Annotated in this window: 22 protein-coding genes and 1 tRNA gene; 11 read left to right on the top strand and 12 right to left on the bottom strand. The window is 63.9% G+C overall.

The window, feature by feature from the left end; all coding sequences use genetic code 11:
- Positions 1-144: 144 nt before the first annotated feature.
- Positions 145-744: a TetR/AcrR family transcriptional regulator gene (locus BM338_RS07640; RefSeq protein WP_090450299.1), complete on the bottom strand. Its 600-nt coding sequence runs from the start codon at positions 742-744 to the stop codon at positions 145-147.
- A 125-nt stretch (positions 745-869) separates the two neighbouring features.
- Here BM338_RS07640 and BM338_RS07635 point away from each other — a divergent pair, with 125 nt between their 5' ends.
- Entirely contained in the window at positions 870-1,499 is a 630-nt protein-coding gene (locus BM338_RS07635) for a glutathione S-transferase family protein (RefSeq protein ID WP_090450298.1), read from the top strand.
- A 71-nt stretch (positions 1,500-1,570) separates the two neighbouring features.
- Here the strand turns inward: BM338_RS07635 and mutS are convergent, their stop codons facing one another.
- Entirely contained in the window at positions 1,571-4,147 is a 2,577-nt protein-coding gene (mutS, locus tag BM338_RS07630; protein WP_090450297.1) for a DNA mismatch repair protein MutS, read from the bottom strand.
- A gap of 91 nt (positions 4,148-4,238) precedes the next feature.
- Between mutS and BM338_RS07625 the strand changes: the two genes are divergently transcribed.
- From BM338_RS07625 to BM338_RS07600, 6 genes are all read left to right on the top strand, one after another.
- On the top strand, positions 4,239-4,748 hold the full coding sequence (locus BM338_RS07625) for a CinA family protein (RefSeq protein ID WP_090450296.1): 510 nt from the start codon (positions 4,239-4,241) through the stop codon (positions 4,746-4,748).
- A 146-nt stretch (positions 4,749-4,894) separates the two neighbouring features.
- The gene (gene recA / locus BM338_RS07620) at positions 4,895-5,935 is read left to right on the top strand and encodes a recombinase RecA (RefSeq protein WP_090450295.1); all 1,041 of its coding nucleotides are present in this window, start codon (positions 4,895-4,897) and stop codon (positions 5,933-5,935) included.
- 95 nt (positions 5,936-6,030) lie between these two features.
- Positions 6,031-6,528, top strand: a complete 498-nt coding sequence (locus BM338_RS07615) for a regulatory protein RecX (RefSeq protein ID WP_090450294.1) — start codon at positions 6,031-6,033, stop codon at positions 6,526-6,528.
- Between the two features lie 57 nt (positions 6,529-6,585).
- A complete protein-coding gene (gene alaS / locus BM338_RS07610; RefSeq protein WP_090450293.1) occupies positions 6,586-9,222 on the top strand; it encodes an alanine--tRNA ligase in 2,637 nt (878 codons plus the stop codon).
- 259 nt (positions 9,223-9,481) lie between these two features.
- Positions 9,482-9,688: a carbon storage regulator CsrA gene (csrA, locus tag BM338_RS07605; RefSeq protein ID WP_090450292.1), complete on the top strand. Its 207-nt coding sequence runs from the start codon at positions 9,482-9,484 to the stop codon at positions 9,686-9,688.
- A 73-nt stretch (positions 9,689-9,761) separates the two neighbouring features.
- A tRNA-Ser gene (locus BM338_RS07600) sits at positions 9,762-9,854 on the top strand.
- A gap of 392 nt (positions 9,855-10,246) precedes the next feature.
- Here BM338_RS07600 and BM338_RS07595 read toward each other — a convergent pair.
- The 7 genes from BM338_RS07595 to BM338_RS07565 form a co-directional block, all read right to left on the bottom strand.
- Positions 10,247-10,975: a UDP-2,3-diacylglucosamine diphosphatase gene (locus tag BM338_RS07595; protein ID WP_090450291.1), complete on the bottom strand. Its 729-nt coding sequence runs from the start codon at positions 10,973-10,975 to the stop codon at positions 10,247-10,249.
- A gap of 8 nt (positions 10,976-10,983) precedes the next feature.
- Positions 10,984-11,700 (bottom strand): peptidylprolyl isomerase, encoded by a 717-nt coding sequence (locus BM338_RS07590; RefSeq protein WP_090451205.1) that lies wholly within the window; start codon positions 11,698-11,700, stop codon positions 10,984-10,986.
- Between the two features lie 74 nt (positions 11,701-11,774).
- Positions 11,775-13,292, bottom strand: coding sequence for a Ppx/GppA phosphatase family protein (locus BM338_RS07585; protein WP_090450290.1), 1,518 nt, complete (start codon positions 13,290-13,292; stop codon positions 11,775-11,777).
- Positions 13,293-13,362: 70 nt separating this feature from the next.
- Positions 13,363-15,465 (bottom strand): polyphosphate kinase 1, encoded by a 2,103-nt coding sequence (gene ppk1 / locus BM338_RS07580; protein WP_090451204.1) that lies wholly within the window; start codon positions 15,463-15,465, stop codon positions 13,363-13,365.
- A 99-nt stretch (positions 15,466-15,564) separates the two neighbouring features.
- Positions 15,565-16,833: a phosphate regulon sensor histidine kinase PhoR gene (gene phoR / locus BM338_RS07575; protein ID WP_090450289.1), complete on the bottom strand. Its 1,269-nt coding sequence runs from the start codon at positions 16,831-16,833 to the stop codon at positions 15,565-15,567.
- A 72-nt stretch (positions 16,834-16,905) separates the two neighbouring features.
- On the bottom strand, positions 16,906-17,595 hold the full coding sequence (gene phoB / locus BM338_RS07570; RefSeq protein WP_090450288.1) for a phosphate regulon transcriptional regulator PhoB: 690 nt from the start codon (positions 17,593-17,595) through the stop codon (positions 16,906-16,908).
- Between the two features lie 128 nt (positions 17,596-17,723).
- Positions 17,724-19,418 carry a M48 family metalloprotease gene (locus tag BM338_RS07565; RefSeq protein WP_090450287.1) on the bottom strand — a complete coding sequence of 565 codons (1,695 nt, stop codon included), beginning with the start codon at positions 19,416-19,418 and terminating at the stop codon, positions 17,724-17,726.
- A gap of 126 nt (positions 19,419-19,544) precedes the next feature.
- On the opposite strand from BM338_RS07565, the gene grxC reads away from it, so the two are divergent.
- The 4 genes from grxC (at position 19,545) to BM338_RS07545 (ending at position 22,654) form a co-directional block, all read left to right on the top strand.
- Positions 19,545-19,808 (top strand): glutaredoxin 3, encoded by a 264-nt coding sequence (gene grxC / locus BM338_RS07560; protein WP_090450286.1) that lies wholly within the window; start codon positions 19,545-19,547, stop codon positions 19,806-19,808.
- Positions 19,805-20,200, top strand: coding sequence for a carboxymuconolactone decarboxylase family protein (locus BM338_RS07555; protein ID WP_090450285.1), 396 nt, complete (start codon positions 19,805-19,807; stop codon positions 20,198-20,200). Before grxC ends, BM338_RS07555 begins: the two co-directional genes overlap by 4 nt.
- 187 nt (positions 20,201-20,387) lie before the next feature.
- Positions 20,388-21,401: an isocitrate dehydrogenase gene (locus BM338_RS07550; RefSeq protein ID WP_090450284.1), complete on the top strand. Its 1,014-nt coding sequence runs from the start codon at positions 20,388-20,390 to the stop codon at positions 21,399-21,401.
- Positions 21,402-21,526: 125 nt separating this feature from the next.
- A complete protein-coding gene (locus tag BM338_RS07545) occupies positions 21,527-22,654 on the top strand; it encodes a helix-turn-helix domain-containing protein (protein ID WP_090450283.1) in 1,128 nt (375 codons plus the stop codon).
- Here BM338_RS07545 and BM338_RS07540 read toward each other — a convergent pair.
- The 3 genes from BM338_RS07540 to sigJ form a co-directional block, all read right to left on the bottom strand.
- Positions 22,626-24,020, bottom strand: coding sequence for a serine hydrolase domain-containing protein (locus BM338_RS07540; protein ID WP_090450282.1), 1,395 nt, complete (start codon positions 24,018-24,020; stop codon positions 22,626-22,628). The two genes, BM338_RS07545 and BM338_RS07540, sit on opposite strands and share 29 nt — an antisense overlap.
- A 232-nt stretch (positions 24,021-24,252) precedes the next feature.
- Positions 24,253-24,720 carry a carboxymuconolactone decarboxylase family protein gene (locus tag BM338_RS07535; protein WP_090450281.1) on the bottom strand — a complete coding sequence of 156 codons (468 nt, stop codon included), beginning with the start codon at positions 24,718-24,720 and terminating at the stop codon, positions 24,253-24,255.
- Between the two features lie 37 nt (positions 24,721-24,757).
- Complete coding sequence (gene sigJ, locus BM338_RS07530) at positions 24,758-25,660, bottom strand: RNA polymerase sigma factor SigJ (protein WP_090450280.1); 903 nt, start codon at positions 25,658-25,660, stop codon at positions 24,758-24,760.
- Positions 25,661-25,675: the final 15 nt, after the last annotated feature.

The raw sequence follows: 25,675 nt of genomic DNA, 5'->3' as shown, positions 1-25,675 counted from the left end.
TACGCAGATGGACTTCTTAGGTGAATTCGATTGTTTTGATTCCAACCATAGCCTATGGCTATGAAGAAGGACGTTGGCTTGGCAATTTTTGAGGTTGCTACAACACCTGGCGTGGCATTTCTGTGATCCGAAAGATGGACGACTCTAATGCTCCCCGGCTCCGATCAGTTCCAGCGCCATCGCGCGAGCCGCGAGCCGCACTTCGTCGCCGAATGCCGGGTCGTCGACGGTGCGCGCCAGCACCATGCCGCCTACGCAGAGTGCGGCCATCGCGAGTCCGCGTTGCCGCCGGTCGGCACCATCCGGCAGCGACATGCCCTCCGCGAGAAGGCCGGCCATGCGCTCCAGCAGATCCCGGTACGCCTGCTTGACCCGCGGGCTCGCGCGGGCGGTGTCGGAGGGCAGGGCGATCATCGGGCAGTGGCCTTCGATGTCTTCCAGGTGCGCGTTAGACAGATAGGCGTTTACCAGTTGCCGCGCATGCGTGGCGCCGCAGTCGCCGTTGTCGAAATCGAATTCTTTCCAGCGTTGCGCGGGGTTGAAGTTCTGATAGGCCGCAATGGCCTCGGCGAACAGTTCTTCCTTGGCCTTGAAGTGGTTGTAGAAGCCACCGCGCGTCAGCCCCGCGCGCTGCATGATTTCGTCGATGGAAACCTCGGCGAAACCGCGGCGATTGAACAGCTCGCGAGCGCATTCGACGATGCGTTCGCGCGTCTTCTGTTTATGCTCGGTGGAGTAGGGCATGGCGGTGGACCCCGGGGCGGGCGGAGACGGCAAAAGCCTACTCCGGTGCCTGAATATGTTCTTGAACATATGTTGTTCTTTGCCAGACTGCCGGGCATTCCCCACCCTGGCTAGGAGGCAGTGAGATGAAGCTGTACTACGCAGAGACAATGAACCCGCGCAAAGCCTGTGCCGTCGCGAAATACCTGGGCTTGCCGATGGAATACATCCGGATCGATCTGAGCAAGGGCGAGCAACTCAAGCCCGAATTTCTGGCTGAAAACCCCAATGGGAAAGTGCCGCTGCTGGTAGATGGCGATCTGCGGCTGTGGGAGAGCACGGCGATCATGGCGCATCTGGCGGTGAAGGCCGGTTCGGACCTGTGGCCGGGCGAACCGGAGCGGCAGGTGGAAGTGCTGCGCTGGCTGTCCTGGGATATCTCCCACTTCTCGCGCCACGGCGGCACGTTGTATTTCGAGAATCGCATCAAGTCATTCCTCGGCCTGGGCGAGCCCAACCCCGCCGCGGTCGAAGAGGCGGCCAAGTTCTACAAGCGCTTCGCTGCTGTACTCGATGCGCATCTTGCCAACCGCACCTATCTAGTTGGCGATCGCCTGAGCATCGCGGACTTCGGCGCCGGCACGCTGTTGCCGTGGGCCAAGGAATCGCATCTGCCGCTTGAAGGATTCAGCAACATTGCGCGCTGGCATGAGCGCTTGATGGAGATTCCGGCGTGGCGTGATCCGTTCCCGGAGCCGATGCCGAAGGCGGCGTAATGTTTGGGTGATCCGGAAGGGAGTGGTTGTCGCGAGGAGGTATTCCTCGCGACAGGCATCGATTAGTCAGCTCAGAGCAGTGTCTTGAGCCGGTAGACCACTTCCAGCGCTTCGCGTGGCGTCAGAGCATCCGGGTCCACCGCCTCTAGCGCACGTTCCGCAGCAGAGGGCGCTGGTGGTGCGAACAAACCCAGTTGCGGCGAGTGGTCCATCTTCGGCGCCGCCGCCGAGGCTTGCTGATGCATGCCGCGTTCGAGCTCGGTCAGCGTGCGCCGTGCATCGGCGATCACCGACTTGGGCAAGCCAGCCAGCGCAGCCACTTGCAGACCGAAGCTGCGGTTGGCGGGGCCTTCTTTCACTGCATGCATGAACACCAACTGGTCGCCGTATTCGACGGCATCCAGATGCACGTTGGCAATGGTCGGGTATTCGTTGGCCAGCTCGGTCAGTTCGAAGTAGTGCGTGGCGAACAGCGTGTAGGCGCGGCTACTTGCGGCCAGATGGACCGCGGCGGCGCGCGCGAGCGCCAGGCCGTCGTAGGTGCTGGTGCCGCGGCCGACCTCATCCATCAGCACCAGGCTGAACTCGGTGGCGTTGTGCAGGATGTTGGCGGTCTCGCTCATCTCCACCATGAAAGTGGATTGGCCGCGCGACAGGTCGTCGCCCGCGCCGATGCGGGTGAAGATGCGATCGATCGGGCCGATCTCCGCACGGCTCGCCGGCACGTAGCTGCCGATATGCGCGAGTAGCACGATCAGCGCGTTCTGGCGCATGTAGGTGGATTTACCGCCCATGTTCGGGCCGGTGATCACCAGCATGCGGCGCGCATCGTCGAGCTTTACGTCGTTGGGCTCGAACGGCTCGGCACGGACTTTCTCCACCACCGGGTGGCGGCCGCGTTCGATGGTGATGCCGGTTTCGTCGCTCAGTACTGGTTCGCTCCAGTCGAGTGCGACGGCGCGTTCGGCCAGGGTGGTGAGCACATCCAGTTCGGCCATCGCGGTGGCTGCGGCTTTCAGCGCTTCGAGCTTTTCGGTGAGCGTGTCGAGCAAGGCTTCGTACAGAGCACGCTCGCGCATCAGCGAGCGCTCCTTGGCGGAGAGTACCTTGTCTTCGAAGGTTTTCAGTTCTTCGGTGATGTAGCGCTCGGCATTCTTGGTAGTCTGGCGGCGCGTGTAGTGCGTGGGCGCCTTATCCGCCTGGCCCTTACTGATTTCGATGTAATAGCCATGCACGCGGTTGTAGCCGACCTTGAGCGTGCTGATGCCGCTGGCGGCCTTCTCGCGCTCTTCCATTTCGACCAGGTACTGGTCGGCATGCGTAGCGAGGCGGCGCAGTTCATCCAGCTCGGCATCGTAACCATCGGCGACAACGCCCCCGTCGCGTTGTAGCACTGGCGGCTGTGGCACGATGGCGCGGACAAGCAGGGCCGCGTTGTCAGCGTGGTCACCGATGCGTTCGACCAGGGCATGCAGCAAGGGACTATCGAGTGTGGCGATCTCTTCGCGCAGAGCAGGTGCGGCGGCAAGGCCGTCGCGCAGGGTCGACAAGTCGCGTGGGCGCGCCGAGCGCAGAGCGACGCGCGCCAGGATGCGTTCCAGGTCGCCGATGCCGCGCAGTTGTTCGCGCAGGCCTTCGTAGCGGCGGCTGTCGATCAGCGCGCCGATGGCCTGGTGCCGATAACGCAGCAGTTCACGCGAACGCAGCGGGCGATTCAACCAACGGCGCAGCAGGCGCGCGCCCATAGGTGTCACGCTTTCGTCGAGCACGCCTAGCAGTGTGTGCTCGGTGCGGCCGCTGGGGTGCGTATCCAGTTCCAGGTTGCGGCGCGTGGCGGCATCCAATGCGATGGTTTCGCTGGCACTTTCCACTGCCATGCCCGACAGATGTGGCAGCGCGCTCTTCTGGGTTTCTTCGACATAGCCAAGCAGGCAGCCGGCCGCGGCGATTGCCAGCGGCAGACTTTCCACGCCGAAGCCGCCGAGATCGCGCGTGCCGAAGAAACGGTTCAATTCGCGGCGCGCGGCGTCGCTGTCGAAATGCCATGGTTGCCGCTTACGCAGGCCGGGCAGGGTGCTGACCAGGCGAGGCCAGGCGATACTTTCGTCGACGAGGGTTTCCGCCGGTTGCAGGCGAGCCAGTTCAGCAGCGAGCGCCTCGGCGCTGGGCACTTCGCTCAACAGGAAGCGACCGCTGGCAAGGTCTACCCATGCGAGGCCATAAGCGCCCTGCGGACCGGCCGCGATGGAGAGCAGCAGATTGTCACGGCGTTCTTCCAACAGGGCGGCATCGGTCACCGTGCCCGGGGTGACGATGCGCACCACCTTGCGTTCCACGATGCCCTTGGCCAGTGCCGGGTCGCCGATCTGCTCGCAGAGGGCGACCGATTCGCCTAGTCGCACTAGGCGGGCCAGATAATTTTCAACAGCGTGATAGGGCACCCCGGCCATCGGGATCGGCTGTCCGGCCGACTGACCACGCTGGGTCAGCGTAATGTCAAGCAATCGCGATGCCTTGCGGGCGTCATCGTAAAAGAGCTCGTAGAAGTCGCCCATGCGGAAGAACAACAGCACTTCCGGATGCTCGGCCTTAGCCGACAGGTATTGGCGCATCAACGGAGTGTGCAGAGAAAGATCGTCAGCAGTCATGCAGTCAAGTCTTGGCCTTGCGGCATTTAAGGGGTAGAACGGGCAGCTTCGCGCACTGGCGCGCCGCGATGTTCGAGGGCGGGAGTCTCGCATGGAGTTGTTGTCTGTTCCTACCGATGCCGAGCTGCTGACGCTCGCCGGCGAGGTCGCCGAGGCCGTGCAGGCGGCCAAGCTGATGCTGGTGACGGCCGAGTCGTGCACCGGTGGCTGGATCGCCAAGGCCTTGACCGATCTGGCCGGCAGCTCGGCATGGTTCGATGCTGGCGTGGTCACTTATAGCTACGAGGCGAAAGAAGCCTTGCTCGGCGTCAATCCGCGTACGCTGGAACAGACCGGCGCCGTCAGCGAGGAAACCGTGCTGGAAATGGTCTCCGGCGCGCTGGCGCGCTTTGGTGCCGGCGTCGCGGTGGCGGTGACCGGTATCGCCGGCCCCAGCGGCGGCACGCCGGACAAGCCGGTCGGCACCGTGTGGATCGGCTGGAAGCGGCGCGGCGGCTACGCGCATGCGCGGCAGTTCCATTTCGACGGCGACCGGGAAGCGATCCGACGCCAGACCGTGGCCGCGGCGCTCGTCGGCGTGCGGAAAGCGCTGACGGAGTAGCTGCCTTTCGCCACAAGACGGGCTTGACCGTTGTGGGATACTGACCCATCTATCTGATCGCAGTCCCTGAGACGGGGCCGGCGCATCATGCTCGCCACACGACAGCTAGCCATACCCAACCCTTACAGCAATCGGGATACAAGACGATGGATGACAACAAGCGCAAGGCGCTCGCCTCCGCCCTCGGCCAGATCGAAAAGCAATTCGGCAAGGGCGCGGTCATGCGCATGGGCGATCGCACTGACGACGTCATCGACACCGTGTCCACGGGTTCGTTGGGTCTGGATATCGCTCTGGGCGTCGGCGGCCTGCCGCGTGGCCGCGTGGTCGAGATCTACGGTCCGGAATCCTCGGGCAAAACCACGCTGACCCTGCAGGTGATCGCCAGCTGCCAGAAGAACGGCGGCACGGCGGCCTTCGTCGACGCCGAGCACGCGCTGGATCCGGGCTACGCCGCAAAATTGGGCGTCAACGTGGACGATCTGCTGGTCTCGCAGCCGGACACCGGTGAGCAGGCGCTGGAAATTGCCGACATGCTGGTGCGCTCCGGCGCGGTGGACGTGGTGGTGGTCGACTCGGTCGCCGCGCTTACGCCCAAGGCCGAAATCGAAGGCGAGATGGGCGACTCCCACGTCGGCCTGCACGCCCGCCTGATGAGCCAGGCGCTGCGCAAGCTCACCGCCAACATCAAGAAGTCGAACTGCCTGGTGATCTTCATCAACCAGATCCGTATGAAGATCGGCGTGATGTTCGGCAGCCCCGAGACCACCACCGGCGGCAACGCGCTGAAGTTCTACGCCTCGGTGCGCCTGGATATCCGCCGCATCGGCGCGGTGAAGAAGGGCGAGGAAGTGATCGGCTCCGAGACCCGCGTCAAGGTGGTCAAGAACAAAGTGGCGCCGCCGTTCCGCCAGGCCGAATTCGAGATTCTCTACGGCGAAGGTACCTCGCGCGAAGGCGAGATCATCGAGCTGGGCGTGGCGCAGAACCTGATCGACAAGTCCGGCGCCTGGTACAGCTACAAGGGCGACCGCATCGGCCAGGGCAAAGAGAACGTCCGTCAGTTCCTGCGCGACAATCCGGCCATCGGCAACGAGATCGACAAGGAGTTGCGTGCGCGACTGCTGGTGAGTGCAGGCGCCGGCAAGGCAACGCCGGCCTCCGAGGAAGCGCTCGAGGAAGCCTGAGTTTTTCGGGTTAAGCGCACTGCGTCCTCCCCTGGTGTACGGGGGAGGGCTGGGGAAAGTAGATCCCCGTACGTATTTCCAAGACGGCCTTGCACATGAGCCGTAATCGCGACAAGTCCGAAGACAAACCCAAGCGCAGCGCCTATGACAAGGCGCTGGGCTTGCTTGCGCGTCGCGAGCACTCGCGCAGAGAGCTCCAGCTGAAGCTGCGCCAGGGCGGTTACGTGGGCGACGAAGCCAGCAGCGCGCTCGACCGTCTGGGCGAGCAGAATTACCAGGACGACGACCGTTTCGGAGAAATGCTGGTGCGCAGTCGTGCCAGCCAGGGCTATGGCCCGTTGCGCCTGCGTGCTGAGCTGAAGAGTCACGGTCTGTCCGACGCGCGCATCCGTCAGTTGCTGGATGAAGCCGATGTGGACTGGGTCGCGTCCGCGGTTACCCAGTTGCGCCGCCGCTATGGCGCCAAGGCCGTGACGGATCCCGCCGAACGGGTCCGCCGGGCGCAATTTCTCTTGCGCCGAGGCTTTCCCGCCGCCACAGTAAGAGATCTTACCCACGCCGAAGTGGACGAGTTGGCCGACGAAAGCGACTGATCGTGCCAACACGGCCGTGGCGTGGCCTACGCATACGCAGCTTGCCGCCACGAACCGATGAAAACCGCCGAAATCCGCTCCGCTTTCCTCGAATACTTCCGCTCCAAGGATCACACCATCGTGCCCTCCAGCTCACTGGTGCCGGCCAGTGATCCCACCCTGCTGTTCACCAACTCGGGGATGGTGCCGTTCAAGAACGTGTTCCTGGGCAGCGAAAAGCTTCCCTACGTGCGTGCAGCCGACGTGCAACGCTGCCTGCGTGCGGGCGGTAAGCACAACGATCTGGATTCGGTGGGCTATACCGCGCGTCACCACACCTTCTTCGAGATGCTGGGCAACTGGTCGTTCGGCGACTACTTCAAGCGCGATGCCATTCGTTACGCGTGGGAGCTGCTGACCGGGGTCTTTAAGCTGTCCAAGGAGAAGCTGTGGGTCACCGTCTATCACACCGACGATGAGGCCTACGGCATCTGGCACGACGAAATGGGCGTGCCGGCCGAGCGCATCATCCGCATCGGCGACAACAAGGGCGCTCCATACGCTTCCGACAATTTCTGGCAGATGGCCGACACCGGTCCCTGCGGCCCCTGCACCGAAATTTTCTACGACCATGGCGAAGAGATCGCCGGCGGTCCACCCGGCTCGCCCGATGAAGATGGCGACCGCTATATCGAGATCTGGAACCTGGTGTTCATGCAGTTCGACCGCGCGCCTGACGGCACGCTGTCGCCGCTGCCGGCGCCGTGCGTGGATACCGGCATGGGCCTGGAGCGCCTGGCCGCCGTGCTGCAGCACGTGCACTCGAATTACGAGATCGATCTGTTCGCGCACCTGATCAAGGTGGCGGGACAGCTCACCAAGACGCCGGATCTCGGCAACAAGTCGTTGCGTGTGATCGCCGACCATATCCGCGCCTGTTCCTTCCTGATCGTCGATGGCGTGCTGCCGTCGAATGAAGGCCGCGGCTATGTGCTGCGCCGGATCATTCGCCGCGCCTTGCGCCACGGCTGGATGCTCGGCGTGCGCGGTGACTTTTTCTGGAAGATGGTGCAGCCGCTGGTCGAGGAGATGGGTACGGCTTATCCCGAGCTGGCGGCCAAACAGGCGTTTGTTGAGGACGCGCTGCGAATGGAAGAACAGCGTTTCGGCGAGACGCTGGAGCACGGCATGCGCTTGTTTGACGAAGTGGCGGCCAAGTCGGGCAAGATCGTCCCGGGCGAAGACGCATTCCGTCTGTACGACACCTACGGCTTCCCTGTCGACCTGACCGCCGACATCGCACGTGAGCGCGGACTCAGCGTGGACATGGCCGGCTTCGAACAGGCCATGGAGCAGCAGCGCGAACGCGCCCGTGCCGCCAGCCGCTTCGAGGCCAAGGGCCTGATGCCGGCTGAGCTGGCCAGCCAGCTCAAGCCCACCGAATTCCTCGGTTACGAAGCGATCTCGGCCAAGGGCAGCAAGGTGGTTGGCATCGTGCGCGCCGGCAAGCAGATCGATCAGCTTGCCGAAGGCGAAGAGGGTCTCGTCATTCTGGACCGCACGCCGTTCTATGCCGAATCCGGTGGCCAGGTTGGCGATACCGGCACCCTGGCAAATGGCGCTGGCCGCTTCGAGGTGGTCGACACGCTCAAGATGGGCGGGGTGTTCTTCGGGCACGCCGGCCGCTGGCACGGCCCGCGGCCGCTGCGTACCGGCGACACTCTGGATGCCCTGGTCGATGGCGCGCGCCGTCAGGCCATCGTGCTCAACCATTCGGCCACCCATCTGCTGCACGCTGCCTTGCGCAAAGTACTGGGCGAGCATGTGACGCAGAAGGGTTCGCTGGTGGCGCCGGAGCGCCTGCGCTTCGACTTCTCCCACTTCAAGCCGGTGAGCCGCGAGGAACTCGCGCGCATCGAGGATCTGGTGAATGCCGAGGTGCGCCGCAATGCGCAGGCCGAAGTGCATCAAATGGGTTACAACGAAGCGATCGACTTCGGCGCTATGGCGCTGTTCGGCGAAAAGTACGGCGACGAAGTGCGTGTGCTGAAGATGGGCGAGTTCTCCACCGAGCTATGCGGTGGTACACACGTCGGCCGCACCGGTGACATAGGTCTGTTCAAGATCGTCAGTGAGGCCGGTGTAGCTTCCGGTGTGCGCCGCATTGAAGCAGTGACCGGTTCCGGCGCGCTGAGCTACGTGGCGAACGAAGAGCAGCGCCTGGGAGAGCTTTCGCAGCTGCTCTCCACCAGTGGCGACGACGTGGTGGAAAAGCTGCGGCAATTACTGGACAAGCAGAAGAAGCTTGAACGCGAGCTGGAATCCCTGCGCGCCAAGGCCGCTGGTTCGGCCACGGCCGATCTGGCGTCCTCTGCACATGAGGTGGATGGCATCAAGGTGGTGGCTGCCCGTCTGGAAGGCCTCGACGCCAAGGCCTTGCGCGATAGCGTCGACCAGCTCAAACAGCAGCTAGCCGACTGTGTGGTGCTGCTGGCTGGCGCGGCCGACGGTCGCGTGTCTCTGGTAGCCGGTGTGCACGGCAAGGCGCTGGGCCGCGTCAAGGCCGGCGACGTTGTCGCCCACATCGCCAGCCAGATCGACGGCAAGGGCGGCGGACGCCCCGACATGGCCCAGGGCGGCGGTGCCGATGCGGCGCAGCTTCCGGCGCTGCTGGCCGCGTTGCCGGGTTGGATCGGCGGCCGTCTGGCCAGCTAAAACCAAGGTGAATGAGCCCCGCACGGCTGGCTGAGCGCATTGCGCAGTGCGCGGGCGCTCGGCTAGTATCGGACGAATGTCGGCTACGCTCGTTGCGGGCGTAGTCAGGCCAAGGAACCTTCCGGGACCTTGCAGTTGAGCCGGGGAAGGCGGTAGGGCCTTCGATGGACAGTTCGTCGAACTACAGATGGTGTAGCTCAGGGGTGAGGTTTCATCATCTGCTGGCCTGTGACCACATAGCTTTCATGGAGTGGCAAACATGTTGATTCTGACCCGCAGGGTCGGTGAAACCCTGATGATCGGCGACGAGGTGACCGTCACCGTCCTGGGCGTGAAGGGCAACCAGGTGCGTATCGGCATCAATGCACCGAAAAACGTAGCCGTGCATCGCGAAGAGATCTATCAGCGGATCAAGAACGAGCACGAACCGGATGGCGGTACTTCCGGCGGCTCGGGCGATCACTGACAGGCAAAAGACTTTACGAGAGTCGCGCCGGTCAGTATCCTTGCCGGCTCCGCAGCGATGCGGCATAAAAAACGGAGAGATGCCCGAGAGGCCGAAGGGGCTCCCCTGCTAAGGGAGTATAGGGTCAAAAGCCTTATCGAGGGTTCGAATCCCTCTCTCTCCGCCAGATACGCAAAACGCCCCTTCGGGGCGTTTTGCGTATCTGGCGGAGAGAGAGGTGTGGACGAAACCTCCGTTCGACAAATTTGCCGGGAGCAAATTTGGACGGCCGAAGGCCGGCCCCGAAGCGCGCCAGCGCGTAGGGGTTCGCCCCATGGATGGGGCGAACCCCTACGCGCTGGCGCGCTAACGCGCACTCCATCGAAATCATGAGTGTTTTGCGTATTTGTCGGAGAAGGAAGTGCGGACGAAACTTCCGGTAACCCGGAACTCCTGTGCGTCTGAAACCAGGAAGGTTTCGCGCACCAACTTAGGCGTTCTCGGTCTGCGCCGGAGCGATGCGCGCGCTTAGCGAGTCAGCGGCGAAGACACGCCTGAAATATCTCTCGCCGCGTGAACTCAGCCCACCGCCAACCCGCGCAACTCCACCCCATCCGGCGTCACCTTCAACACCGACCCGTGCTCATACCAATCCCCGAGCACGATGCGCTCCGCCGGTTGACCACCCAGTTCGAGGCGATGCACCGCAGGCCGATGCGTATGCCCATGGATCAAGCGGGTCACGCTCGCCTTGTCCATCGTCTCCGCCATAGCGCCGGCATTCACATCCATGATGGTTTCCATGGTGCTGCCGGTATGCGCGCGGCTGTCCTCTCGCGCCTTGGCGGCAAATGCGCGGCGGGCCTCGAGCGGCATGGCGAGGATCTGCGCTTTCCATTCCGGCGTGCGCACCTGCTTGCGCACTGCCTGGTAGGCAACGTCATCGGTGCACAGCACGTCGCCGTGCATGAGCAAGGTGGGGCGGTCGTACAGGGTGTGCACGGTTCCGTCATCCAGCAGAGTGAAACCGGCGCGGCGGGCAAAGTCCTCGCCGAGCAGGAAGTCGCGGTTGCCGACCATGAAGTACACCGGCACGCCCGCGTCGCGCAGCTCTTTGGTGGCGTGCGCGATGCGTTGTGGCAGTTCGGCATCGTCGTCGTCGCCGATCCAGGCTTCGACCAGATCGCCGAGAATGTAGAGCGCATCCGCTTGACGGGCTTCATCGCTGGCGAGGTAGTCCTCGAACAGCTGGGTGATTTGCGGGCGGCTGGCGTCGAGATGCAGGTCGGCGATGAACAGGGTGTGCATCGGAGCGGTCAACCCTTGGCCTTGCTGTGCTTCTTCTCTGGCTTGGCTGCCGGCGCGGGAGCGATCGATGCGGGAGCGGGTGCGGGTGCGGCGGCACTGGCGGCGGAAGCAGGTGCTTCTTCGCCAACGACGTTGGCGACATTGATGACTACCAGCGGATTTGGGACATCGTTGGCGAACGGGCCAAGGCCACGCGTAGGCAGCGCGGCGATCTTGTCGATCACGTCCATGCCCTTCACCACTTTGCCGAATACGGCGAAGCCCCAGGTCAGGCCGCTCTGATTGCCGACATAGTCGAGGCGGCGGTTGTCGACCAGGTTGAAGAAGAACTGCGAGGTGCCGGAGTTTGGATCGGCGCCACGCGCCACGGCGATGGTGCCGCGCAGGTTTGACAGGCCATTGTCCGCTTCACTGGGCACGGCCGAGCGCGTGCGTTTGGGCTGTAGGTCGCGGGTGTAGAGGCCACCCTGGATCATGTAGCCGGCGATTACCCGGTGCAGCGCCGTGCCGTTGTAGTAGCCGTCGCGCACGTACTGCAGGAAGTTGGCGACGCTTTTGGGTGCCTTGTCGGGATACAGCTCCAGGGTGATATCGCCCATCGAGGTATGCATGACCACCTGGGGATGGGTCTGCGCAGCAGTGGCTGCGGCGGCCGGTTTGGCGGCTTGCGCAGCGAGCGTGAACGGCAAGATCAGCAGCAGGGCGGTGAGCAGGAATCGTGGCATGGCGGTTTGGGCGGCATCGGGCATCCGGGCATCATACGCGGCGGGCGTGAGGCTTGGCTTAAAGCGCCACGTACTCACACGCCGGAGAGGTTAAGGCTCAAGCCCAATTCGGACATCGGGGCCTGCTCCTGTTCGAGATCGGCTTCGGTCAAGGGATGCTGCTCCAGCCAATTGCGTGGCAGGGCCAGGCGCAGGCGCTGCGCAGTGGCGGCCAGGCGCATCTGCGGCAACGATTCGGCGCGGCGGGCGCGGCGGAACAGCACGGCCAGGCGGAGCAGGGCGGTGATCTGGCGGGCCAGGGTGCGATAGCGCTGCGGCAGTGCCGAGAACTGCGCCTTGTCCGGCTTACGGCGGTGCGACTCCACGATGGCGGCCAGCAATTGCTGCTCCTGCCGCGAGAAGCCGGCGAGGTCCGCATGGCGCAGGATGTACGCGCCGTGATGGTGATGCTGGCTATGCGCAATGGCCAGGCCGATCTCGTGGACACGCGACACCCACGACAGCCACTCGCGTGCTTCGCCATCTAGCTTCCAGGACTTGGCGACCTGGTCGAACAGCATGAGAGCGGTGGACTCGACACGGCGCGCCTGCGCGCGATCGACGCCATAGCGGGAGGCCAGCGCATCGATGCTGGCGGTACGCGGGTCGGTGCCGCCGGCGCGGCCAAGCAGGTCCCACAGCAGGCCTTCGCGCATCGAGCTTTCGCACACGCGTAGCCGCTCGATCCCCAGCGCTTCGAAAGCTGCCTCGAAGATCACCACGCCGCCGGCGATCACAGGCGCGCGGTCGTCGGCGAGACCGGGGAGCTTGAGTGCGCCGATCTGGCCTTGTTCGATCAGCGCATCGCGCAGTGCACCTAGCGAGGCCAGGGTGACGCCATGGTCGGAAAGCTTCATCGCCTGCACCACCGAGCCAATCGCCTTGGCCGTGCCGGAGGAGCCGAACGCATCCACCCAACCCGCCTCGCGGTAATCCTCAGCAAACTGTTGCAGCAACACGCCAATCTCGCTGCGGGCGCGCTGCCAGCGCTTGCGGTTGAGCTTGCCGCCGGGGAAGAAGCGCAGCGTGGAGGCGATACAGCCGGCTTGCACGCTTTCGGTATGCATCGGAGCCAGGCCACGGCCGATGATGAACTCGGTGCTGCCGCCACCCACATCGATCACCAGGCGGTTCTCACGCGAGGCTGGCAGGTCGTGCGAGGCGCCAAGGAAGATCAGACGGCCTTCCTCACGACCCGAGACGATTTCCACTGGATGCCCCAGTGCGGTTTCGGCGGCGGTGAGGAACGATTGCGGTGAAGCGAGGCGGCGCACGGTATTGGTCGCTACCGCACGCACGCGTGCTGAGGGAACGCCGGCAATACGCTGACCGAAGCGGGCCAGACAGTTCAAGGCGCGGGCGCGATGTTCCGCATCCAGGGTACCGTCGGCGCGCAGACCCGCGGCCATGCGTACGGTCTCACGCAAACGATCGATCACCCGCGGCTCACCGTGCTCCACCCGCGCCACCACCATGTGGTAGCTGTTGGAACCCATGTCCACGGCGGCGATCAGTTCGCCGTCCTTGATCTGAATCGGATCGCCTTGGCTCATGCGGGGACTCGTTTCGTGCAATGAGACGGGATTCTCGCACGCACCGAACCGGATGCGTCAGTCCAGCGCTTCAGGCAACAGTAGGACTTAGCTTGTCCAGCAAGAATTGCTGTGCTTCGTGCGGCGCGGCTCCGTCCGGCTGGGCCCGGACGTAATGGCCGTCGCTTTGCAGCAGCCACGCCTGGGTATTGTCTTCCAGGTAGTTGACCAGGGCTTCGTCGTAGACGCGTTGCGCAAGAGTGGGGTCGAGGATGGGGAAGGCCACCTCGATGCGCCGCATCAGGTTGCGCTCCATCCAGTCGGCGCTGGCGCAATAGGTTTCCGGCGTGCCGTCGTTGGCAAACCAGTACACGCGGCTGTGTTCCAGAAAACGCCCGACGATGGAGCGCACGCGGATGCGTTCGGAAATGCCTGGCAAACCGGGGCGCAACGTGCAGGCGCCGCGCACGATCAGGTCGATTTCCACCCCGGCCTGCGAGGCGCGATAAAGCGCTTCGATCACATGCGCTTCGTTCAAAGCATTGAGTTTGGCGACAATACGCGCCGGCCGTCCGGCCAATGCATGCGATGTCTCGCGCTCGATCTTGGCGACCACGCTCTTGTACAGGGTGAACGGCGAATGCAGCAGGCGCTTGAGCTGGATCATCGGCCCCAGGCCGGATAACTGCTGGAAGACCTTGTGCAGGTCTTCGCCGATTTCCGTATTGGCAGTCATCAGGCCGATATCGGTATAGGCGCGGCTGTTGGCCTGATGGTAGTTGCCGGTGGACAGGTGCACGTAGCGGCGCAGCAGCTCGCCCTCGCGGCGCACGATCAGCAGCATCTTGGCGTGGGTCTTGTAGCCCACCACGCCGTACACCACTTGCACACCGGCTTCCTGCAGACGCGTGGCGAGGCGGATATTGGCTTCCTCGTCGAAACGCGCGCGCAGCTCGATCACTACGGTCACGTCCTTGCCGTTGCGCGCGGCTTCCACCAGCAGATCGACCAGCGGCGTATCCACGCCGGCACGGTACAGAGTCTGCTTGATCGCCAGCACGTTGGCGTCCTGCGCCGCCTGGCGCAGCAGATCCACCACGGTGGCGAAGGATTCGTAGGGGTGATGCAGCAGCACGTCGCGTTCGCGCAGCACTTCGAACTTGCATTTGCTAGTGTCGAAGGCCTTGGTCAGTTGCGGGGTGAAACGCGGGAACTTCAGCTCGGGCCGGTCCAGTCCATCGTAGATAGTGCCGGCGCGGATGATGTTTACCGGACCGTTGCAGCGATAGACGTCGCTCTCTTCCAGTTCGAAATTGGCGATCAGCATGGACGCGATAGCCTTCGGGCAATCGGCGCCGATCTCCAGCCGCACCGGGCGCGCATAACCGCGACCCAGCAATTCCTCGCTGAGTGCACGGGCGAGGTTGTCCACCTCGGCCTCTTCCACCATCAGCTCGCTGTTGCGGGTGACGCGGAACTGGTACGAACCGGCCACCTTGAAGCCGGGGAACATCTGGTCAACGAAACCCTGCAGCAGCTCGGCGAGAAAGACGTAGTGATCGCCGGGGCCGCAAACCTCATCAGGCAGACGGATGATGCGCGGCAGTGAGCGTGGTGCGCGTACCAGGGCCATGTGGCCTTCGCGTCCGAACGCATCGCGGCCCTTTAACACTACGGCGAGGTTGAGGGTCTTGTTGAGGATGCGCGGAAACGGATGCGCCGGGTCCAGCCCCAGCGGCGACAGCACCGGCAACACCTCGTTCTCGAAATAGCCCTGCAGCCAGCGGCGCTGGCGATCGTCCCAGCGGTCGCGTGTAAGGAAATGGATGTTCTCGAGGCCCAGCGCCGGCTTCAGTTCGTCTTGCCAGGTGGCGTATTGCTCCGAGACCAGATTCAGCACGCGCTTGCGGATACGCGACAACAGTTCGCCGGAAGCCAGGCCGTCCGGCCCGGGGGCAGCCGAGCCGAAGCTGTGGTGATGCTTGAGCATGGCCACGCGCACTTCGAAGAACTCGTCGAGGTTGTTGGCGACGATGCTCAGGTAGCGCAGCCGTTCCAGCAGGGGCACGCGCGTATCGCGCGCCTGGGCGAGTACGCGGAAGTTGAACTCGAGGGCGGCCAGTTCGCGGCTCAGGTACAGCTCGGGGGCGGCACGGTCGATCACGGGAGACGGTGTGGAAGGTTTACGGCGCATCGGACCATTCTGGCGGATGGCGCCCGCAAGCACATGCGGCACTGCCGCGTACTGTGATGAGCGGCTCGGCGGCTGTTCATCCGGGCCGCGGGTGCGCTCCTACATGTCGTCCTGGGTACCCGGCTTGAGCAGACGTTCGTGACCGAAACAGCAGGAGAAGGTGGAGCCCTGGCCGGGTTCGCTTTCGATCTCCAGCCGTGCCTGATGCAGGTTCAGCACGTGCTTGACGATGGACAGGCCCAGGCCGGTGCCGCCGCTGTCACGCGAGCGACTGGAGGAGACGCGATAGAAACGTTCGGTCAGTCGCGCCAGATGAGTAGCCGGGATACCGAAGCCGGTATCGGTCACCGAATACGTGGCGCCTTCCGGTGTGCGCCTCCAGCGAATCGTGATGTTGCCGCCGGTGGGCGTATAGCGCACGGCATTGCTGACCAGGTTGGACAGCGCGCTGTGCAGATCCTTGGGCGAGCCGAGTAGGTCGGCTTCGGCGGTGGACTCTACCGTGATGTGGTGGCGGCCTTGGCTAAGCGCTTCGGCTTCCTTGCGGATGGTGGCCAATAGCGGCGTCATGGATACGCGCTCGTCGGTCACGTGTTCCTGCGTTTCCAGGCGTGACAGCGTTAGCAGGTCTTCCACGATCTGCCCCATGCGCTTCGATTGCGCGCGCATCTCGCCCAGTACCGGCGCCAGCTCCGGCACATCTTCCGGATCGATCAATTCGAGATAGCCGTGAATCACCGTGAGCGGTGTGCGCAATTCGTGCGACACATTGGCGACGAAATCGCGGCGGATCTGTTCAAGCCGGGTCAGATGGCTGATGTCTCGGGCCAGCAGCAAGCGTTGGCGACGGCCGAAGGGCAGCAAAGTGACATTGATGTGGCGGGCCGGATGCCCCGGTGCCACCACGTCATTGAGCGGTTCGTGCGCACCATCCTGCAGCCAGCCGGCCAGTTCGGTGGTGCCCATACGCTCGTGCAGATGGATGCCACGATCCTGCGGGCGGCGCAGGCCAAGCAGGTCTTCGGCGGCGTGGTTGAACCAACGGACGTGCTGCTCGTTATCGAGCAACACGACGGCGTCGGGCAGACTGCCGGCGGCGCTGCGCAGATCGCGCAAACTGGATGCAATGCGACGGGAACGCGTCATGAAGCGGTCATGCTGAAGGGAGCTGATAGTGGGGTTTGACGGCATGATGTGCCGTGTTACATGACGGATTCGAGTCAGCAGCAAGACGATTTCCGCGATAGCGACAAGCGCCACGCCCATAGCGATGTGGCCATCCACGAACCAGCCCAGCAGTCCGCCCGCAAGCAGGCCGGCCGCGAGTGCGGCCGGCAGTTTCCAGGAGCGGTCGAAGAACTGGAGCATCGGGAGTCAGCCATGGCGCCGAAACGGCGAGCAAGCATATCGGCAAACGCTGCCGGCCCCGCAAACCGACGATCAGACGCTGGCCGAAAACCGGTAACCGGCACCACGTACGGTCTGCACCATCTCGTCCAGCTTCCACGGTTCCAGCGTCTTGCGCAGGCGGCGGATATGCACGTCGACGGTGCGTTCCTCCACGTACACGCTGCCGCCCCATACATGGTCGAGCAGTTGCGCGCGCGAATAAACGCGTTCCGGATGAGTCATGAAGAAATACAGCAGGCGGTATTCGGTGGGGCCGATCGGCACCGCGTCTTCGCCGGCGAACACACGATGGGCAGGGCCATCGATGCGCAGGCCGCCGAGTTCGACCATGCCCGAGCCGTCGTCACCCTGGCTGCGTCGCAGCACCGCCTTGATGCGGGCGACCAGCTCACGAGTGGAGAACGGCTTGACGACGTAATCGTCGACACCGGCTTCAAGGCCGTTGACGCGATCCATTTCCTCGCCACGCGCGGTGAGCATGATGATCGGGATTTCCCGGCTCAGCTCCTCTTTGCGCAGGCGGCGGGCCAGTTCGAGGCCGCTGGTGCCGGGCAGCATCCAGTCCAGCAGAATCAGGTCGGGGACCTGCTCGGCGATGGATATCTGGGCGGCTCGTGCATCGGCAGCGTGGGCCGCGTCCATGCCGGCTTTGCGCAAGGCAAAGGCGACCATGTCGCGGATCGATGCTTCATCTTCAACGATCAGAATGCGCTTATGCACGCGATGTGGTCCGCTTGGGGTGGCCTATGACGCAATTATTGCAGCGGTCCAATGTTACGTCGCGATGACATTTCACAGGGGCGATACGAAATATCGCCTCGAATGGCACAAATAATCGGGAAAGCTGCCTAATCTGAACCGCCCATGGCGTTGAAACAGAGCCGCCCGGCGCAGTTGCCGGCGGGTTTCTGCAGCTGTTGGGAGCGGCCTTCGGGGTTGTCTTCGGTCTGTACGCGGCGTTTGCGCAGCTCCATCACCAGTGGGGTGAGGTCGCTGATGCGGGCCTGGATACGGGCACGGGCGTAGTAATCCAGGTCAGGCCGCTTGAGCAGGCGCTTGAGCTGCTCCATGGCGTCGAACGGGCGGCCGGAGAGGTAACTGGCATCGGCATAGGCCTCCCCGGCGTGCACCGGGTCACCGGCCTTGTCGCTTGCGCGGGCATAGCTGCGGTAGAGCTCCGGCTCTTCGGCGTTGTCCAGCATCGGGCGCAACATATTGGCCGCCTGGCCGGCGTCAGCGGCGGTGCCGCCCTCGGTGAGCGCGCGCGCATAGCCCAAAGCGATGGCGCGATTGTGTGGCGACTGGTGGTTGAGCTCGGCATACATGGGAAGCGCCTCGCCACGGTGACCAGCCTGGAAGGTGGCATCGGCCTGGGCGATCTGTAGCACCTGGCTGTCGGGATAGCTCTTCAGCAATGGCCGCAGCTCGTCGACGGCCTTGGCGGCACGGCCGCTGCGGAGTAGCGCCAGCGCATAACCGTAGCGGGTCGCGGGCGTATCGAAACCGTGCTGCCTTTCGAGATTGGAGGCGTAGTACGTGCTCAGCTGCAGGGCGTCTCCGGACAGCACCCGTACCCGCTCGCGCATCAGCCCATAGGTGTCGAGGCCACCCTTGCCGCTACGGGTATTGACGAGCGCCGTGGGGTCTTTCACATAGGCGATCGGTGCGGTGCTCTTTTCCCACTGGTTCTTGACCAGCGTAGGCGCGGCGGGGCGCTGCTTCTGTTCCGCCAGCAGCGTTCCGGCGCGTGATTTGGCGTCACTGATGCGCGACAGCGTCACCGGGTGGGTCTGCAGCAGTTCGGGTACGTCGCGATCACCACCGGAACCGGCGCGCAAGGTGTCCTGCATGCGCTCGAAGAAGGTGGCCATGGCGGTTGGATCGAAGCCGGCATTGGCGAGGGTCTGAATGCCGGCACGGTCAGCTTCGACCTCGTCCTTGCGGGTGAAGTTGATCTGCCGCTGCAGCATCAGGCCCTGGCCGCCCATCAGCACCGCGCCGGCAGCATCGCCTGCATGCGCGCCGGCACCAGCGGCGATGGCACCGAGCAATACCAGGGCCATCAGCGGCGCATCTTTTTTCGAGGCCTCGAAGGCGCGCTGCAAATGGTTCTGCGTGATGTGGCCGATTTCATGCGCGATGACGCCGGCCAATTCGCTTTCGCTGTTGGTGATGTCGATAAGACCGGAGTTCACCGCGATATAGCCGCCGGGTGCGGCGAAAGCGTTGATCACCGAGTCCTTCACGATGAAGAACGAGAAATGATCCTTGGGTTTGTCGCTGCTGGCGACCAGGCGGTAGCCCAGGTCGTTGATGTAGTCGTCCAGCATGGCGTCGTCCACCACCATGTCCATGGAGCGCATCTGGCGCAGCATGGCGGCGCCGTAGTCCTGGGCCTCCTGGGGCGAGACCAGGGCGTTGGCGGAACTGCCCAGATCAGGCAGGCGCACGCTGCTGTCCTGCGCGCCGGCCGCAAAGGCCAGGCTGGCGCAGATCAGGGTGGTCAGGAGGCGGGGGGCGAGGGTGCGTGGTGCCATGCGCATAGGTGAGTGACAATATCACTTGTGACCGCTATTCAGCGGTGTCGGTTCATCGAGGTATCGGCTTGTTTTTGGGGCATTTGCCCTCAGTTTGCCGGCCATGGTCGTTTTTTATTTCGGAGTGTCGTCGTGCCCAAGATCGAGGTCTATTCCACCGCCGTATGTCCTTACTGCGTCTCCGCCAAAAACCTGCTGAAGTCGAAAGGGCTGGAGTGGAGCGAGGTGCGTATCGACACCGACCCCGCGCAGCGCGAACTGATGCTGGCGCGCAGCGGCGGCCGCCGTACGGTGCCGCAGATCTTCATCAACGACCAGCATGTGGGTGGCTTTGACGATCTCGTCGCCGCCGATCGCAGCGGCAAGCTGGCCGAGCTGCTGGGCAGCGCCGCATGAGCGCCGACAAGGGCAAAGACCGCATCGCCGAATTCACCGCATTCCGCCAGCGCATGAATGAGCGGATTCTGGCTGAAGACAATCAGGTCGTGCGCCGCTTCTTTGCGCTGGACACTCAGACCTACAAGCCCGGCGCGCTGGATGTGAAGACCAAGGAGCTGTTGGGTCTGGTCGCCTCCATGGTGCTGCGCTGCGACGATTGCATCAGCTACCACGTGGCCCAGTGCAAGGAAGCCGGCGTAACCCGCGAAGAGTTCTTCGAGACCTTCAGTGTGGGCCTGGTGGTGGGCGGTTCCATCGTGATCCCGCACCTGCGCCGCGCCGTGGATTTCCTGGACCAGCTGGAGTCGGGCGAACCGGCCGCGGCCGAAGGCTGCGACAGCCATAGCTAAGGCAGGCGCGGGCCGGTGACTGCCGGCCCGCCGTGCGAGGTTATGCAACGCTCCATGCGAGTATTTGCAACGCTTCGCGCGGGTTCCGTACTGGCCGCTTCACGCGCCATCGGGGATAATTGAAAGGATTTATGGTCCGGCACCCCCGCGTCGGGCTGTTCGATTCTTTCCTCCAAGGAGTTCCCCCATGAGCAAGACCATCGCCGTAATCCCTGGTGACGGTATCGGTCCGGAGATCATGAACGCCACGCTGCGCGTGCTTGATGCGCTGGACTGCGGCCTGTCCTACGAGTTCGTCGATGCCGGCATGGTGGCGCTCGAAAAGCATGGCGACCTGCTGCCGCAGGCGACGCTGGACACCATCGCCAAGCACAAGATCGCGCTCAAGGGCCCGCTGACCACGCCGATCGGCGGTGGCTTCACTTCGATCAACGTCACCCTGCGCCGCCACTTCGATCTGTACGCGAACGTGCGTCCGGCGATCAGCTTCCCCGGTACCAAGGCACGCTTCGAGAACATCGACATCATCACGGTGCGCGAGAACACCGAGGGTGCCTATCTGTCGGAAGGCCAGACGCTGTCCGAAGATGGTGAAGTCGCCACCTCGATCGTGCGCAACACGCGCAAGGGCAGCACCCGCATCGTGCGCTATGCCTTTGAGATGGCGGTGAAGAAGGGCCGCAAGAAGATCACGGCCGTGCACAAGGCCAACATCATGAAGACAAGCTCGGGCCTGTTCCTCAACATCGCCCGCGAAGTGGCCAAGGAATACCCGCAGATCGAGTTCAACGAGATGATCGTGGACAACACCTGCATGCAGCTGGTGATGAGGCCCGAGCAGTTCGATGTGATCGTTACCACCAACCTGTTCGGCGACATCCTCTCCGACCTGTGCGCTGGCCTGGTTGGCGGCCTGGGCCTGGCCCCGGGCGACAACATTGGCGAGAGCGCGGCGATCTTCGAGGCGGTGCACGGCTCGGCGCCGGATATCGCCGGCAAGGGCGTCGCCAATCCCTGCGCGCTGCTGCTGGCCGCTGCCGACATGCTCGACCACCTCGGCATGGTGGAGAAGGGCAACAAAGTGCGTCAGGCGATCCGCGACACCATGGCGAACGACCGCGACAGCGTGACGCCGGACCTTGGTGGCAAGGGCAGCACCGCCACGTTTGGTGACGCTATCGTCAAGCGCGTCAAAGCCTGATCGGCGTTCCATTGCCAAACGAAAAGCCGCGGCATGTCCGCGGCTTTTTTTGTTTTCTGGATCGGTGCCGGGTGGGTCGCTAGGATCAGCGGTCAAACCTTTCCTGTCTCCGGTCGATCGCGCGCATGACGTTCTGGGTTTTTCTCTACCTTGCTGCCGCTTTGCAGGCCGCCTTGCTGGCGCTGGCGTTGTGGCGTCGGCCGGTCAACCGCGATGCCAACCGGCTGCTCGCGGTGTGGGTGGCGTTGACCGGCGCCGATTTAGCCGTGAAGGCGATCTACTGGCATCTGCTGTCGCCGGAATGGTTTCGCGCTTATCGCTTCGTGGCGTTATTTCCATTCCTCTACGGCAGCCTGTTCTTTCTCTACGTGCGTGCACTGACGCAGGCACGCCGGTTCCGGTGGCGCGACACGGTGCACTTGCTTGGCTTTGGCGTGATGGTGGCGCTCAACGGCTATGTGTGGGTGATGGATCACGCGCAGTTGCAGGCGTTGTCCGCGCGGTGGATTGCGGGCGAGAAGTCGGTCGGGGCGTGGTTCGACATTCCCCTGTTTATCTACAGTCTTTCCTACGTGGTGGCGGCGCTGCTGTCGGTACACCGTTATCGGCGCCGCCTGCGCGAGCGACGCTCCGATGCCGACCGCATGTCACTGCGCTGGATCGATGCGATGGCGGGGTGCCAGATCGTGATCTGGTTCATCGCCATCGTGCAGGCGGTGGTGAGCCTGCCCATCGTCAACTACGGCTTGTTGTTTGGCGCGGTGGCGGCATGGGTGTGCGTGGTGGGCTGGTTCAGTCTTGGCCAGCCACCGGTCATCGCCGAGCCCGAACCTACGCCGGTGGTCGACGAAGTCGACGCAGTGGCCCTAAGTTCCGCTCAGGACGATGCCCGCTTCACGGCGGTGGAGGCGCGGCTCGCGCAATTGATGGATGGGACAGATGCGCTGTACTTCGAACCCGCTCTGACCATCGGGCAGGTCGCCAAGCGCAGCGGCTATCCCGAATACCTGGTGTCGGCCGTGATCAACCGCCGCCTCGGCGGCAGTTTCTGGGATTACATCAACCGCCTGCGGATCGAGGCGGCGCGCGTCCGTCTGGCCGATACCAACGACACACGCACCATCCTAGATATCGCCTACGCCTGCGGCTTCACGTCGAAGTCGACCTTCAACGCCGCTTTCAAAAAGCAGGTGGGCGAGACGCCAAGTGCCTATCGCAAGGTCACTACGACGGTTGGCGGTGCAGCGCCTTGATGATGTCCGCGATCACATCGCCGATGCCGGTACTGTTCGAAAGCGTGATGCCCATGCGCACCACCACCAGCCGTTCCGACGGCACGATCACCACGTACTGCCCGAACGCGCCGCGCGCGTAGAACATATCCTTCGGCAGCTGTGGCATGCCCCAGGGCGCATCCCATACCGGCACGCTGCCTTCGTTCACCAGGTTGGTCCAGAAGCCGGCGCCGTAGCCGGTCTTGAGTGTCTGTGAGTGGCTGTAGTCCACCCAGCCTTGCGGCAGGATGCGTCGTCCGTCGATCACGCCATCGTCAAGATAGAGCTCACCAAAGCGGGCAAAATCTCTCGCGGAGGCATAGACGTTGCTCGATCCCACTGGCGTGCCTGTCGCATCGGTTTCGATCACCACGCTGCGCATCCCCAGCGGTTCGAACAGTTCGTGGCGTGCGAAGCGCTCGGTATCGACCGCGCTGCCGCCGGCCGCATCGCGGATCATGCGCGACAGCAACACATAGCTCAGGTTGCTATAGCCCCAGACTGTGCCCGGAGGATGGGCGAGTGGCGTTCGCGCGGCGTAGCCAGCCATGTCGCGTTCCAGGAACAGCATGCGCGTCATCGGGCTGAGCGGGCCGTCGGTGTTCTCGGTTTCGTCGAATGGCAGCCCGCTGTCCATGCGCAGCAGATGATCGACTGTGATGGCGCGGCGCGGGTCAGCCGGTGCACGCCAGTCGGCGATGGGGGCGGTTTGATCCAGCGTTAGCTTGCCCTCCCGCACCAGTACACCGACCAGTGCGTTGACCACCGACTTGGTCAGCGAGTGAGCGTAGATCGGCGTGTCCGGCCCGTAGCCGGGCGCGTAACGCTCGGCGATCAGCTTGCCGTCGTGCAGCACTACCATCGCCTTTGTCAGCCTTGGGTGGGCCGGGTTGGGCTCGGCGAAGGCGCGATCGAGCGCCTGACGGATGGCCGGGTCGGCCGGTTCGACCGGCGTCTGTGGGTAGGGGCTGGCGATGGGGGACGGCTCAAAACCGGCAGCTTCGGGCACCGGGCCGTCGCCATGGACGAGCAGGCAGCCCAGGCCAGGGCGGAATACGGCGCGGGCGGCAAAGCCGCCGAGCAAGGATGTGCGTACCTCGCGCTGGGCGCGATCCACGGTGTAGTGGATCGCCCAGCCGACGCTGCTCATCAGGGGCCGCTGTTCTTCGTTGAACATCTGGTTCGGGTCGAGCCCGGCGACGAATGCTGTCGCGCACAGGGATCGGCTGACCGAGCCGGTGGCGGTGTAGAGCAGGTCTTTGCCCGCCGTGTTGATGTAGACGACCGCGATCAGGACGATCGCCAGCACGGTGGCGAGGGTGATTTTCAGGATGCGCAAAGCCATGGTATCCGCCGGGTTCCAGTGAGTCGGGGTGGCCAGCTTGGGGTGCGAAGGGCCCGTCCATCGTCCGATCCGGCGGAATCGTACGGTGCAAAAACGGCGTACTGGTGCGATTCGCCCGATTCGGACGTCGCTAGGGGCGGTAGATCGCGCGCCCTCCCAAGGTGAAACCCTCTCCCGTCGGGAGAGGGTTTGGTTGAAGCAGGCGTTCCGGGGCTGGTGAACCCCTCGAGGCTCAGGCCGCGGTCTTATACATCCCCGGCCGATAGCTGCCCGCCTCGGTGCGCGCGGCGGCATTGATCCGGTTCCAGCTGTTGATCATGGTCACTAGCAGGGTCAGGTTGACCAGTTCGTTTTCATCGAACTGGGCGCGGGCCTGTTCGTACAAGGCGTCCGGCACCGCGTCGTGCGGATCGAGGTGAGTCAGCGCTTCGCACCAAGCCAGCGCGGCGCGCTCGCGTTCGTTGTACAGCGACACTTCGCGCCAGGCCGGCAGCAGGTACAGGCGCTGCTCGGTCTCGCCGGCGGCACGCGCATCCTTGCTGTGCATGTCGAGGCAGTAGGCGCAGCCGTTGAGCTGGGATGCGCGCATCAGCACCAACTCGGTCAGGGAGTTCTCCAGGCCGCTGGCGCGGATGTTGTTGCCGAGCGCGAACAGCGGCTGGAGGGCGTTGTAGTGCTTCTGGATGGCAAAACGGGACATGGGAGGCTCCTAGTAGAAAGCGGCCGGTATTGGCCGTTCAATGCAAGGACGCAGCACCCATCGATTTCGTGACAGCCTCGATGCGGGCCAGTTTGTCCGGATGCCGGATGGCGCGGATTTCAGTGATGCGATCGTTCTCGCATTCCACCCACATCACCGAGGTCAACTTGCCTTCGCTCCACAGGAACAGTGCAGGCTCGCCGTTGAGCGTGCCCAATACGCGCTGCTGCGGAATGTCCGCACCGTTGAGGGCGATCTGCAGGTACAGGCGGGCGAGACGGTCGGCGCCATGCAGCGGACGGAGCGTGGCTCTCACCACGCCGCCACCGTCGGAAAGATGCACCGCGTCCTCGGCGAACAGCGCGCGCAGTGAATCCAGTGAGGGCTGCTCCAGTGCCGCGACAAAGCGTTGCAGCATGCGCTGCTGCATCGCCGGATTGACCTGAAAGCGCGGGCGTCCGTCGCGTAGGCGCGTCTTGGCGCGATGCACACGCTGGCGGCAGGCCTCCTCGTTGATGCCCAGGATGGCGGCGGTCTCCGCGTGGCTGTAATCGAATACCTCCTTGAGCAGGAAGGCGGCGCGCTCCTCCGCGCTCAGCCGCTCGAGCAGCAGCAGGAAGGACAGGCTCAAGGTCTCGGCACGCTCGACGTGGTCCGAAGGCGCCTCCTCTTCGGTGGGCTCCAGCGGTTCGGGCAGCCACGGACCGGTGTAGTGCTCGCGCTCGGTCTTGGCGCGGCGAAGGCGATCCAGGGCGAGGCGGGTGGTGACGGTGACCAGCCAGGCCTCTGGATTGTCCAGCTTGGCGGTGTCTTGCTCATGCCAGCGCAGCCAGGTGTCGTGCAGCACGTCTTCCGCGTCGGCCGGCCGGCCCAGCATACGGTAGGCGAGGCCGAACAGGCGCTGGCGATGCTGCTGGAAGAGAGCGGTTTGTGCGTCCATCGGAGGCTCCTGGGC

It is taken from the genome of Dyella sp. OK004 (assembly GCF_900114495.1).
Lineage (GTDB): Bacteria > Pseudomonadota > Gammaproteobacteria > Xanthomonadales > Rhodanobacteraceae > Dyella_D.
This window is presented reverse-complemented; position numbering and strand designations above follow the sequence as displayed.